At 66.0% G+C, this 12,757-nt stretch carries 10 protein-coding genes; 8 read left to right on the forward strand and 2 right to left on the reverse strand.

Features of this window, described 5'->3' with window-relative positions; all coding sequences use genetic code 11:
* On the forward strand, positions 1-3,102 hold the full coding sequence (locus tag GGQ62_RS15035) for a TonB-dependent receptor plug domain-containing protein (protein ID WP_152577937.1): 3,102 nt from the start codon (positions 1-3) through the stop codon (positions 3,100-3,102).
* Between the two features lie 78 nt (positions 3,103-3,180).
* Here the strand turns inward: GGQ62_RS15035 and fdhD are convergent, their stop codons facing one another.
* Positions 3,181-3,960: a formate dehydrogenase accessory sulfurtransferase FdhD gene (fdhD, locus tag GGQ62_RS15040; RefSeq protein ID WP_152577936.1), complete on the reverse strand. Its 780-nt coding sequence runs from the start codon at positions 3,958-3,960 to the stop codon at positions 3,181-3,183.
* A 154-nt stretch (positions 3,961-4,114) separates the two neighbouring features.
* Here fdhD and GGQ62_RS15045 point away from each other — a divergent pair, with 154 nt between their 5' ends.
* Together GGQ62_RS15045 and GGQ62_RS15050 are read left to right on the forward strand one after the other, a co-directional pair.
* Positions 4,115-4,819 carry a cytochrome c oxidase assembly protein gene (locus tag GGQ62_RS15045; RefSeq protein WP_152577935.1) on the forward strand — a complete coding sequence of 235 codons (705 nt, stop codon included), beginning with the start codon at positions 4,115-4,117 and terminating at the stop codon, positions 4,817-4,819.
* On the forward strand, positions 4,816-5,313 hold the full coding sequence (locus tag GGQ62_RS15050; RefSeq protein WP_152577934.1) for a CopD family protein: 498 nt from the start codon (positions 4,816-4,818) through the stop codon (positions 5,311-5,313). Before GGQ62_RS15045 ends, GGQ62_RS15050 begins: the two co-directional genes overlap by 4 nt.
* Here the strand turns inward: GGQ62_RS15050 and GGQ62_RS15055 are convergent.
* Complete coding sequence (locus GGQ62_RS15055; RefSeq protein ID WP_243446654.1) at positions 5,283-5,789, reverse strand: DUF2231 domain-containing protein; 507 nt, start codon at positions 5,787-5,789, stop codon at positions 5,283-5,285. The two genes, GGQ62_RS15050 and GGQ62_RS15055, sit on opposite strands and share 31 nt — an antisense overlap.
* A gap of 14 nt (positions 5,790-5,803) precedes the next feature.
* Between GGQ62_RS15055 and GGQ62_RS15060 the strand changes: the two genes are divergently transcribed.
* From GGQ62_RS15060 to GGQ62_RS15080, 5 genes are read left to right on the forward strand one after another with little or no spacing between them, the layout of a single operon-like run.
* Positions 5,804-6,481: a cytochrome c oxidase subunit II gene (locus GGQ62_RS15060; protein ID WP_243446152.1), complete on the forward strand. Its 678-nt coding sequence runs from the start codon at positions 5,804-5,806 to the stop codon at positions 6,479-6,481.
* Complete coding sequence (gene ctaD, locus GGQ62_RS15065; protein WP_152577933.1) at positions 6,478-8,964, forward strand: cytochrome c oxidase subunit I; 2,487 nt, start codon at positions 6,478-6,480, stop codon at positions 8,962-8,964. The genes GGQ62_RS15060 and ctaD overlap by 4 nt, the downstream gene beginning before the upstream one ends.
* Positions 8,961-9,431 carry a hypothetical protein gene (locus GGQ62_RS16140; protein ID WP_194163376.1) on the forward strand — a complete coding sequence of 157 codons (471 nt, stop codon included), beginning with the start codon at positions 8,961-8,963 and terminating at the stop codon, positions 9,429-9,431. The genes ctaD and GGQ62_RS16140 overlap by 4 nt, the downstream gene beginning before the upstream one ends.
* The gene (locus tag GGQ62_RS15075; RefSeq protein WP_167649697.1) at positions 9,431-10,300 is read left to right on the forward strand and encodes a formate/nitrite transporter family protein; all 870 of its coding nucleotides are present in this window, start codon (positions 9,431-9,433) and stop codon (positions 10,298-10,300) included. The genes GGQ62_RS16140 and GGQ62_RS15075 overlap by 1 nt, the downstream gene beginning before the upstream one ends.
* Before the next feature lie 42 nt (positions 10,301-10,342).
* The gene (locus GGQ62_RS15080) at positions 10,343-12,754 is read left to right on the forward strand and encodes an FdhF/YdeP family oxidoreductase (protein ID WP_152577931.1); all 2,412 of its coding nucleotides are present in this window, start codon (positions 10,343-10,345) and stop codon (positions 12,752-12,754) included.
* The last annotated feature ends 3 nt before the right edge of the window (positions 12,755-12,757 follow it).

The raw sequence follows: 12,757 nt of genomic DNA on the forward strand, positions 1-12,757 counted from the left end.
ATGACACCGTCGAACTCGATTCCGCATATCGCGATGTTGCGCAGCATACTGCTGGGCTCATGCGTCCTGACGCTCGCTGCGTCCAACGCGGCATCCGCACAGGAAACACCGCTGTCACCGGCAGCGCCGGTCGGTGCGGCGCAGGCCGATGCGGCGCCGGAAACCGACATCGTCATCACCGGCAGCCGCATCCGGAACGCGACGCTGACATCGCCGTCGCCGCTGCAGGTGGTGACGGCCGAGACGATCCAGAACACCGGCGCGACCAACATCCAGGACGTGCTGTCGCTGATCCCCGCCGTGGGCATCCCGAGCCAGACTCGCGTTGCCAACGCCGGCGATACCAATCCGGGTCTTTCGACGATCAACCTGCGCAACCTCGGCACCGACCGCACGCTGGTGCTGATCGACGGTCGCCGCACCGTCGCGGGCATCCCCGGGACCGCCCAGGTCGATATCGGCATGATCCCCCCGCAGTTCATCGAGCGGGTCGACGTGCTGACCGGCGGCGCGTCGGCCGTCTACGGGTCCGATGCCATCGCCGGCGTCGTCAACTTTGTCTACAAGAAGAACTTCGAAGGGCTCCAGGCCAATGCCCAGGCGGGCATTTCGGAGCTTGGTGACGACAAGCGCTACAATATCAATGCGACATTCGGCCAGAATTTTGCCGATGGCCGCGGCAATTTCATGATCTTCGGCGGCTACAACCACGAAGGCAATGTGCCCAACACCAAGCGCGAGAGGACGGCGTCGCAGTTCGCCAGCCTCGGCAATCTCCAGCGTGTGGGCGGCAACAGCGATCTCAACCTCACCGCGGCGCAGAACCTGTTCCAGCGCTTCGCGTCGCCGTCGAACGTCGGGCCGGGCGGCATCTTCAACTTCGGCGGCGTTGGCAGCCGGCTGATCCTGCCCGATGGTTCGCTCGATACCTTCCCGGCCATCACCCGCACGACCGTCAACGATCCGGCCACCATCGCCAAGGTCGAGCGCTTCGGCTACAATCCCGCTCCCGTCGGACAACAGGCATCACCGTCCGACCAGTTCACGGCGGCGATGCGCGCGCACTATGACGTGACCGACAATCTCAACCTGTTTGCCGAAACCACCTTTTCGACCTTCAAGACGGTAGGTCGCCGCGAAGCCTCGCCGATGCGGACGGACAGCGCACTGGGCGCGTTCACCGGCACCAACGGTTTCTACCCGATCCAGTTCGCGGTCCGCGATCCTGCCACAGGCCAGTCGGTCATCCTCAACAACCCGCTGGTGCCGACATCGGTCTTCAATGCGGCGGACAACCGCGCCAACAACGATGCGATCAACTCCAAGGACGTCAGCTTCCTTCTTCGCACGACGGGCTTCGGCGACGGGACGCGCAGCACGCCGACCGAGCGCGACAATTTCCGTGGCGTGCTGGGCGGCGAGTTGAAGCTGGGCGGCGACTGGACGGCCGACGCCTATTATCAATATGGCTTCACCAAGCAGACGCAGGGCATGACCGGCCTCGCCGATCTCAACCGCCTCGCCCAGTCGTTGCAGGCGATCCCCGACGTGTTCGACTTCAACAACAACGGCAACCGGACCGAGGCGATCTGCGTCGACGCCAACGCCCGGGCGCAGGGTTGCGTCCCGGTCAACGTCTATGGCCTCAATGCCGATGGCACGAGCAAGATTTCGCCCGCCGCGGCCGCCTATCTGCAGACCGAGCTGAGCCGCCAGTCGAAGCAAGTGCTGCAGAGTGCGGCGCTGAACGTCGGCGGCACTTTGTTCCAGCTGCCGGCCGGGCCTGTCCAGGTGGTGCTGGGCGCCGAGTGGCGCAACGAATCGAGCAGTGACGATTTCGATCCGCTGACCAACACGGCGCGCAACGGCTATGTCCAGTTGCTCGATACGTCGGGCAGTTTCAACGTCAAGGAAGCCTATGGCGAAGTCGTCGTGCCGATCCTGCGCGACACGCCGTTCTTCCAGAACCTGACCCTGCGCGGCGCCGCGCGCGTTTCCGATTATTCGACCGTCGGAACCTTTTCGGCGTGGAACATCGGCGGTGACTGGGCGCCGGTCGAGGACATCCGGTTCCGGGCGGTCTATGCGAGCGCCGTCCGCGCGCCGAATATCGGCGAATTGTTCGCTGCCTCGGCCGCTGGGATCATCACCATCAACGATCCGTGCCAGGGGGTGACGCTGACAGCGACGAGCGCGCTTGCCCAGAACTGCCGCGCCAATCCCGGCGTGCTCGCCAACATCCAGCAGAACGGGTCGTTCACCCTGACGTCGTCGGACACGGCGGGCGTCGGCAGCATCACCGCCGCCAATCCCGACATCCGGCAGGAAACCGGCAAGACGCTGACGCTGGGCATGGTGCTCAACCCGCGGTCGATCGATGCGCTGCGCAACTTCACCTTCAGTGTCGATTATTTCGACATCCGGCTGGAGGACGCGATCAATCGGCTCCAGGCGGCCACGGTGCTCAACAAATGCTACCTCAATGGCTTGCCGGAATTCTGCCAGTTCATCGAACGGCGCCAGCAGCCGTCGGGGGCGTTCAGCGCCGGTTCGGTCGAGCAGGTCACGCGCGGCCTGATCAACAGCGGCGGGTCGTTCGCCCGCGGCCTCGACTTTACCTTCAGCTACAACACCAGCCTGTTCGATGGTACCGGCTCGATCGGCGGCAGCTGGACGCATCTGCTCAAGCAGGGCCAGATCCAGCTCGCCGGCGACGCCTATGACAACACCATGGGCGAAATCGGGACGCCGCGCGATTCGGGCAACCTCACGATCGGTTGGGAAAACCGGAACTTCGGCTTCACCTTCATCAACGAATATGTCGGCAAGCAGATGTTCGACTTCGAAAATTATCAGACCGGCTTCCGCCTGGCCGATGGTTCGTTGCCCGATCAGAAGCTGTTCACGATCGCGTCGAAAATCTATTCGAGCCTGCAGGTCCGGTACAAGGGCATCGAGCACTTCGAGCTTTATGCCGGTGTCAACAACCTGTTCGACGTCGATCAGCCACCGCTGTGGGTCGGGACGCCGAACGGCAGCCCCAACGCGGTCTGGGACATCATCGGCCGCCGCTATTATGCCGGTGTCCGCGCCAAATTCTGATCGTTCAGACCTTCTTCCCCCCGTGGGGCGGCGCTTGCGCCGCCCCTTTTTCTATGTGCGACATTTCCGAACGGCCGATCAGGCGACTGACGTCGTCGCGAGCATGGCATCGGCGCGCGCCAGGACCCGCAGCGGCAGACCGGCAGCGGCGGCGCGGGCAAGCGCCAGGCTGGTGGGCGCCGAAATCGTCACCAGCATCGGGCAATGGGCCAGCGCGGCCTTTTCGACCAGTTCGTAGGAGCAGCGCGACGAGAGCAGGGCAAAGCCGTTGTCCCATTCCAGGCCCTGACGCAGCATGGCACCGATCAACTTGTCGAAGGCGTTGTGGCGGCCGACGTCCTCGCGCACCAGGCGGATCGCGCCATCGACGGCGACCGCCGCCGCGGCGTGGACGGCGCCGGTGGCGCGATTGAGCGGCTGGTGATCGCCCAGCGCCGCAAGTGCGCGAAAGATCGCGGCGTCATCGGCGTGCGATCGCTCGGTAATGGCAGGCAGCGGCCGCAGCGCCTGTTCCAGATTTTCGATTCCGCACAGGCCGCACGACGATTCCGCGATGCGATGGCGCACGCGTTCGCCCACCCGGTCGGCGACATGCGCGGCGAGCGTCAGCCGCAGCAAGATGCCGTCGGGCCGGGTGTGGCTGCTGACGTCGATCAGCTCAGCGGCGCCATCGATGAGCCGTTCTGCCCGCGCGAAGCCGAACGCCAGGTCGTCGAGATGCGCCGGTGTGGCCATGAGCACGGCATAGCCGATGCCGTTGACCTCGATGGCGATCGGCACTTCCTCAGCGATGGCGCGGTGGATGCGTTGCACCTTGGCATCGGGTTCGATGCGGCGAAATTCGGTCTCGATCTTCATGATGTCCGTGTCTGCACCGTCGTGACTGCCATCGCTATCTCATAGGCCACGCGGTTGCGGCGACGAAGCCGATCGCAGCGCCATTGTCACGGAACGATCGGCGACCCGCGGCGTTCATGAACATTGTGCAATATCCGGCCGCGGACGGGGACCCATGATGACAGCCTATTGCGGCCCGCCGCCGACCCCGCTGGACTGGCTGGCGCAATGGAATTTCGACCCCCTTGTGATCGGCGGACTGGCGCTGTTGCTGGTCGGCGGCTATCGGCTGGCCGCTGCGACCCACCGCACGATGGTTGTTGCAGCCGTTGCGGTGCTCGCATTGTTGTTCGTGTCGCCGTTGTGCGGCCTCACGACAGCCCTGTTCTCGGCACGCGCCCTGCATCACCTGCTGCTGGTGACTGTGGCGGCGCCACTGCTTGCGCTGGCGTTTCCGCATGGCCGGCGTGCCGCCACCGGCGGACCTTTCCTATTGGCGACCGCGGTCTTCTGGGCCTGGCACATCCCTGTGCTCTATGGGGCGGCGCTGGCCGATACCGGCCTCTACTGGCTGATGCAGGCGAGCCTCCTTGCGACGGCGGTGGTGTTCTGGCGCGCGGTGTTCTCGCCGGGTGAGACGGCGGGCGCGCTGATCGCAGTGATCGGTGCCACGGCCCAGATGGGCCTGCTCGGTGCCTTGCTGGCGTTCGCACCGCTGCCGCTTTACGCGCCGCACCTCGCATCGACCCTGCCATGGGGCCTGGGTCCGCTGGCCGACCAGCAGCTGGCGGGAATGATCATGTGGGTTCCCGGGATGCTGCCTTACGGCATCGCGGCCGCGGTGCTGGCGCGGCGCGGTTGGCGGCTGGCGGCGACATGACGCTGCTGGTGGCGCTCAAGTTCGTCCACATCGCGACGCTTGTCATCTGGTGCGCCGGGCTGCTGGCGCTGCCGATCATGCTGGCCGGCGACCATCGCGACCAGTCGCAGGCCGAATACACGCGACTGCGGTTGACGCTGCAATATGCCTATATCGGTGTCGTGACGCCGGCGGCCGTGATCGCGGTCGGTGCCGGGACGGCGTTGATCTTTCTCGCCGGCGTCTTTGTCCCCTGGATGTTCGCCAAGCTGGTCGCGGTGGGCTTTCTGGTCGGGCTGCACGGCCTGACCGGCCATGCCATCATTGCCGTGGGCGAGACGCCGAACGACGCGCGGCTGCGCTATGCCGTGCCGCGCATCGTCGCAGCGCTGGGCCTGATGGCGGTCACGCTGCTGCTCGTGCTGGCCAAGCCGGACATTTCGCTCGACCTGGTTCCGGGCTGGCTGAGGCAGCCGCTCGCGCTTCAATTGCCTCTTGATGCGGTGCCGATGTGATAATCGAAGACCAGCTTGCCGCCGTGCCAGCCGGTGATGGCCGTCGCGCCGACCGCAAGGGCGGATACCAATATGCCCCAGGGCAGAACCGCCTGTTCATAACCGCCCAGGCGAAGGCCCCAGTTGGCGCCGAGCACGGACAGCAGCATCATTGCAAAGACGAAGTGCGACCAGCTTGCGGCGCGCCGGCGAATGCCCGGCACGGCCAGCAGCTCGACCGTTCCGGCAATGCCCGCCAGCACGCCGAAGATGAACGCCATGCCGCATGCCCACAGCCCGGCACGCGCCCAGAAGACATCGCCGGTCAGCCAATAGAAGCCATCGGCACCCAGCGCACCAAAGGCCATCGCAACGGGAAACGCGACCAGCATGGCGTGGATCGGGTGGCCGGCGATGGCGATCTTCGACGAGGTGTTGTCGAAATCGGCATGGGCGCGAACCGGGTCGATCAGCTGGGGCGGAATATTGTCGGGCACGGAGGACTCCTTTGTTGATCCCGCAACGCATGCTGCTGGCACTTTGTTGCACGCCCGGACTTGCCGGCTGCGCCGGGCCCCTGTCGACGCTCGCGCCCGGCGGCCCGGCGGCGGCGTCGATCGCGACGCTCTGGTGGGTGATGCTGGCGGGTGCGGTCGCCATCTTCGTGTTCACCATGGGCCTGTTCGCCCTGGCTTATCGATCGAAGGCGCATGGCGATCCATCGGTGCGCGTCTGGATCAAGGGCCTGGGGATCGCCTTTCCGACGACGGTGCTGATGGCCCTGCTGCTATATGGTCTGGTGGTCGGTGAGAAACTCCAGGCCGTCCCGGCCGCCGATGTCGTCGAAGTCGCAGCGACCGGGCGGCAATGGGAATGGCATTTTTGGCAGCCGCTGGCCGATGGGCGCAGCGTCGAGACTGTCGGTGTTCTCCACATTCCGGCGGGCCGGCCGATCGATGTCGTGGTGCGATCCGACGATGTGATCCACAGTTTCTGGGTGCCGATGCTGGCCGGCAAGATGGACGCCATTCCCGGCAAGACCAACCGGCTGCGGCTGATGGCGCGACAGCCGGGACGCTATGAAGGCGTGTGTGCCGAATTCTGCGGCCTTGGCCATACCGGCAACCGCTTCGTGGTGGTCGCGCACGACCGGGCCGGCTGGGCGGCCTTGCCGGGGGCGCTCTCGTGACCGCGCTGCGTCGCCACCGGGCGCTTCATGCGATCTGGGACCGCGGGCCCGGCTGGCGCGGTGCGCTGGCAACGGTCAACCACACCGATGTCGGCCGGCGGTTCATCATCACGGCCTTCGTGTTCTTCTGCATCGGCGGCGTGCTGTCGATGTTGATCCGCGCGCAGCTGGCGACGCCGGGAAGTGCGTTCGTCGGCCCCGCCGTCTACAACCAGATCTTCACGATGCACGGCAGCATCATGATGTTCCTGTTCGCCATCCCGATGATCGAGGGGCTGGCCTTCTACATGCTGCCCAAGCTGCTGGGCGGCCGCGACATGGCGTTTCCGCGCCTGTCGGCCTTTGGTTACTGGTGCTATCTGTTCGGCGGCACCATCCTGATCCTGGCCCTGTTGTTCGGGGTGGCGCCGGACGGTGGCTGGTTCATGTACACGCCGCTGTCGTCCAAGGTCTACACGCCCGGGATCAATGCGGATATCTGGCTGATCGGCGTCACTTTCGTCGAAGTGTCGGCGATGGCAGCGGCGATCGAAATCCTCGTTTCGATCCTGAAGTTGCGTACGGCGGGCATGCGGATCGACCGCATGCCGCTGTTCGCCTGGTACATGCTCGTCACGGCGTTGATGATGCTGATCGGCTTTCCGCCGCTGATCATGGGGTCGATCCTGCTCGAGGTGGAGCGCGCCTTTGACTGGCCGTTCTTCAACCCCGATCGCGGCGGTGACCCACTGCTGTGGCAGCATCTGTTCTGGCTATTCGGCCACCCCGAAGTCTACATCATCTTCCTGCCTGCGGCGGGGGTCGTCTCCACCGTCCTGCCGGTCATGGCGCGCACTCGGATCCTGGGATACGGGTGGATCATCGCGGCGATCCTGGCGCTGGCGATCCTCAGCTTCGGGCTGTGGGTGCACCACATGTTCACGACCGGCATTCCGCACATGGCGCTGGGGTTCTTTTCGGCCGCGTCGGCACTGGTCGCCATCCCGACGGGAATCCAGATCTTTGCCTGGATCGGCACCCTGTGGTCGGGGCGGCCCGACCTCAAGCTGCCGATGCTGTATATCTTCGGCTTTTTCGTCGTCTTCATCATCGGCGGGCTGACCGGTGTCATGCTGGCGATGGTGCCGTTCAACTGGCAGGCGCATGATACGGCGTTCGTCACGGCACATCTTCATTATGTGCTGGTCGGCGGCTTCATCTTCCCGATGCTCGCCGGCGCCGCCTATTGGCTGCCGCATTTCACCGGCCGCCGGCCCGTCAAGCGGCTCGGCGAGGCGGCTTTCTGGCTGATCTTCGTCGGCTTCAACCTGACCTTCTTCATGATGCACATGGTCGGGTTGCTCGGCCAGCCGCGGCGCATCTACAGCTATCCCGAAACGATGGGCTGGACCGGCTATAATCTGCTGTCGTCGGTCGGCAGCTTCGTCATGGCGTTCGGTTTTGCGCTGTTCGCCATCGATGTGGCGCTGCAGATTTACCTCGGCCGGCGGACGCGGCGCAACCTGTGGGCGGCGGGAACGCTCGAATGGGCCATGCTGCTGCCGCCGCCGACCTATAATTTCGCCAGCCTGCCGCGGGTCACCGACCATGATCCGCTCGCCGACAGCCCGGGCCTGGCGACATCGCTGGCCCGCGGCGAAGGCTATCTGGCGGAGCCCCGGCACGGCTGGCGCGAGACGCTGGGCGGCGACATGCTGACCGGCCGGCCCGAATATATCGTGCTGCTGCCCGGCAACACGCTGTTGCCGCTGGTCATGGGGTTCCTCACCGGCGGGTTCTTCCTGTCGATCCTCGCCGGCATCTACTGGCTGGCGCCGGTGTTCCTCGCGGCGGTCGCGGCGTGCGGGTGGCGCTGGGCGTGGACGCTCGGCAGCCGGACCGACCTTGGCCCGCAGGCGGCGGGCTGCGGCGTGTCGCTGCCGACCCAGGGCGAGGCGCCGGGTTCACCCGGGCATTGGGGCAGCGTCTTCGCGGTCGTCGCCGACGGGACTTTGTTCGCGACCCTGTTGTTCGGCTATGCCTATCTGTGGACGATTGCCGGCGGCTGGCCGCCACCGCAGCTGATGTCCCCGGGTGTGGTCGGTGCGGCGCTTGCGGTCGTGGCGGTGGCGCTGGCCAGCTTCGCGGCACGCCGCGCGGTTGCCGATGGTGCAGCGCTCGCAGTGCGGCGCCTTGCGCTGGCGACGATGATGGCCGCGCAGGGCGCGGCGCTGGCGCTGCTGGTGCTGGAAATCGCCACCGGGATGCCGGCGCCGACCGGCCATGCCTATGCCGCGACGATCATGGTGCTGATGCTTTATGCGGCGGTCCACCTCGCGCTGGCGCTGCTGCTCGCGGCCTTTGCCTTTGCGCGGGTCGGGGCCGGCTATGTGTCCGACCGGCGGACGGCCGAAGTACGGATCGCGGCGATGTGGCAGGATTATGCGGCCGTGGCGACGTTGGTCGTGCTGCTCGCCACCAAGCTGCCGGCGGTGCTGGCATGATCGCGCTGCTGCGGGTTCTCGCCGGGCTGGCGGGTTGGGCGGCCGGGTTTTCGCTGCTTTACGGCGTTCATGGCCTCGCCTGCGCCCGCGGCTGGTGGGCAATCGATATCGGTCCCGTTGATCTGCAGCGCGTGCTGCTGGTCGCCGCCTGGCTGGGCAGCGTCGCGGTCATCGGCGTGTGGACGCGCCTGGTGTTCCGGGCGCCGGCAGGGGCGCTGCCGCTGCTCGACTGGCTGACGCGCGCGTCCGCCGTGGTCGGGCTCGTCGCGATGCTGGTGTCCGGTCTGCCGGTGGCCGTGTCGCGGCAATGCGGTGCCGATTCGCTGCCGCCGGCGGGAACGCCCGGCGCCGCGGTCGGTTTCCATACCATGGGTGCCGACCGCCGGGCCGTTGCCCATCGGGTCATCAGGGACGTCGGGGAGATGACAGCCATGCCAGATTCGTCTGCCCGCAGCGATTTTTGCTGATGCCGGACGCAGCAGCCCCCGCGGTCGCCGAAAGTGTCGACCTGCGCGCGCCCGATGCGATCGCTGCCGAGGCAAGCGAGAAGGGGGAGGCCAAGGCGCAGCTCGATTTCGGCGTGCTGGCGATCCTGGCGCTGCTTGCCGGCGTCTATATCAGCTTTGGCGGCCTGTTCGCGATCGTGGCGCTGGCGGGCGCCGATGGAGTCACGGCATTCGGGGCGGCGCAACTGCTGGCCGGCCTGGCCTTTTCGCTCGGGCTGATCCTGGTGCTGCTGGCCGGCGCCGAGCTGTTCACCGGCAACACGCTGCTGATCGTCGCCTGGGCGCAAGGCAAGGTGGCGATGGCGGCGGTGCTGCGCGCACTGGGTCTCGCCTATGGCTTCAACTTCGCCGGGTCGCTGATCGTTGCCGCGATCGTCGTGGCTGCCGGCGTGCACATGGCGGGCGGCGGCGCCGTCGGTATCGCCGCGCTCGAAATGGCCGATGGCAAGGCGAAGCTGGCGTTCGGCCCGGCGCTGGCGAGCGGCATCCTCGCCAACATGCTGGTCTGCCTCGCCGTCTGGCTTTCGTTCGGGGCGCGCAGCGCTGCCGACAAGATCCTGGTGATCATTCCCCCGATCACGGCTTTCGTCTCCGCCGGGCTGGAACATTCGATTGCCAACATGTTCATCCTGCCCTTCGCCTGGGGCGTGAAGCAGTTCGCCGATCCCGGGTTCTGGACGATGACCGGCGCGACGGCGGCGCAATATGCAGCGGTCACGCCGTCTGCATTCATCGGCAATCTCGTTCCGGTGACAATCGGCAACATCATCGGCGGGTTCGCGGTGGGGGCAGGCTATTGGTTTGCCTATCTGCGTCCCCGGCCGCGGTGACCGGGCGATGAAAACGTCTTTTGCAGCGCGTAGGAGGTTTGGATGAACGGCCCCAAGGACGAGCCCGAGATCGAGGATTATGACGGTCCGGCAGGTGGCTATGGCTCGCTGGAATCGGTCGGTCGTTACCTGATCTCCGAACAGGTGCCCGACGCCATTGTGACCCTGGGGCATCAGAACAAGCCCGACGGCTTCATGTGCGTGTCTTGCGCCTGGGCCAAGCCGGCCGAACCGCAACCGTTCGAATATTGCGAGAATGGCGCCAAGGCGACGGTGTGGGAGGTCACCCGCAAGCGCACCGACCAGGCGTTTTTCGAGACGCACACGATGGCCGAGCTGGCCGACTGCCGCGACCACGACCTCGAGGAAGCCGGCCGGTTGACCATGCCCATGCGCTGGGATCCGGAAACCGACAAATATCGCCCGGTGACATGGCGCGCCGCCTTCGACGAGATCGGGGCCGAACTTGCGGCCTTGCAGGACGATCCCGACCAGACGATCTTCTACGCCAGCGGCCGCGCCAGCCTGGAAGCCAGCTACATGTTCCAGCTGCTGGCGCGGCTGTACGGCACCAACAACCTGCCCGACAGTTCCAACATGTGCCATGAATCGACCAGCGTGGCGCTGCCGGAAAGCATCGGCGTGTCGGTCGGCACGGTGACGCTGCAGGATTTCGAGACGACCGAGCTGATGATCTATCTCGGCCACAATGTCGCGACCAACGCGCCGCGCATGCTGCACCAGTTTCAGGACGCCAAGAAGCGCGGTGCGAGCATCATCAGCATCAACCCGCTGCGTGAGCGCGGGCTGGAGCGGTTCACCGACCCGCAATCTCCCAAGCAGATGCTGACACTGGGGGAGACGGTCATTTCGGATACCATCCTGCAGGTCGCGGTCGGCGGCGACATCGCCGCGCTGACCGGCATCTGCAAGGCGCTGGTGGACATGGACGACGCCTGCGAGCGCGTCGGCAAGGCCGGCCCGACCGACCGCGAGGCGTTGCTGGCCGAAACCGAGGACGACGGCGGCTTCAGCATCAAGGCCGGTGCCGCGGCGGCGACATCGCGGCGCGTCCTCGATCATGACTTCATCGCCGAACACACCCAGGGGTTCGCGGCCTTTGCCGATTACTGCCGGGCTGCCGACTGGGCGGAAATCGAGCAGGTGTCACGGCTTTCGCGCGCCGAGCTCGAGGCGGTGGCCACCCAATATGCGGCGGTCGACAAGGTCATGGGCATTTACGGCATGGGCCTGACCCAGCACGTCCATGGCACCGAAACCGTCCAGATGCTGGTCAACCTGCTGCTGCTGCGCGGCAATATCGGCAAATCCGGCGCCGGGATCTGCCCGGTGCGCGGCCATTCCAACGTCCAGGGCCAGCGCACGGTCGGGATCACCGAAAAGCCCGAACTGGCGCCGCTCGACAGGTTGAAGGAACTTTACGACTTCGAACCGCCGCGGCACGAAGGCTATACGACGGTGACCGGCTGCGAGGCGATGATCGACGGCAAGGTCAAGGCCTTCATCGCGCTGGGCGGCAATTTCACCCGCGCGGTGCCCGACATTCCGCGCGTCGAGGCGGCGTGGCAGAAGCTGCGCCTGACCGTGGCGATCGCCACCAAGCTCAACCGCAGCCATGTCGTCCATGGCGAAGTGTCGTATCTGCTGCCGTGCCTCGGCCGGATCGAGATCGACCAGCAGGCGACTGGCCCGCAGGCGGTGTCGATCGAAAGCAGCCTGGCGCAATTCCACGGATCGAAGGGCCGTGTCACGCCGGCGTCCCCCGATCTGTTGTCCGAACCCGCGATCATTGCCAATATCGCCGTCGCCGCATTGCCCGAAAACCCGAAGGTGCCGTGGCGCGAATGGACGGAAGATTATTCGAAAATCCGCAAGGCCATCGAGAAAACCTGGCCGGCAACCTTTGAAGGGCTCGATGCCGGCATGTTCACCCCAGGGGGCATAACCCGGCCGGTGGCGGCCCGCGAGCGCAAATGGAACACCCGCAGCGGCAAGGCGAATTTCCTGGTGCCGACCGGCATGTTCGCCGGCACGACCGAAAACTATGGCGGCGAGGGCGTGCTGCAGCTGACCACGGTGCGCAGCAACGACCAGTTCAACACCACGATCTATGGCTATCACGACCGGTTCCGCGGCGTGAAGGGCACGCGCATGGTGGTCTTCATGAACGCGGCGGATATCGCGGCACAGGGCTTTGCCGATGAACAGCTTGTCGACCTGACGACCGCGATCGATGACGGACATCACCGCGTCGTGCGCGGGCTGCAGATCGTTCCCTACGACATCCCGCGCGGCAGCTGCGCCGCCTATTTTCCCGAAACGACGCCGCTGGTGCCGCTTCAGCACCATGACCTGCACGCCCACACCCCGGCCTACAAGGCGATCCCGGTTCGCATATCGGCGTCGACGATGGTGAAGGAGCGGGCGGAGTGACTT

This window comes from Polymorphobacter fuscus, assembly GCF_011927825.1.
Taxonomy (GTDB): Bacteria; Pseudomonadota; Alphaproteobacteria; order Sphingomonadales; family Sphingomonadaceae; genus Sandarakinorhabdus; species Sandarakinorhabdus fusca.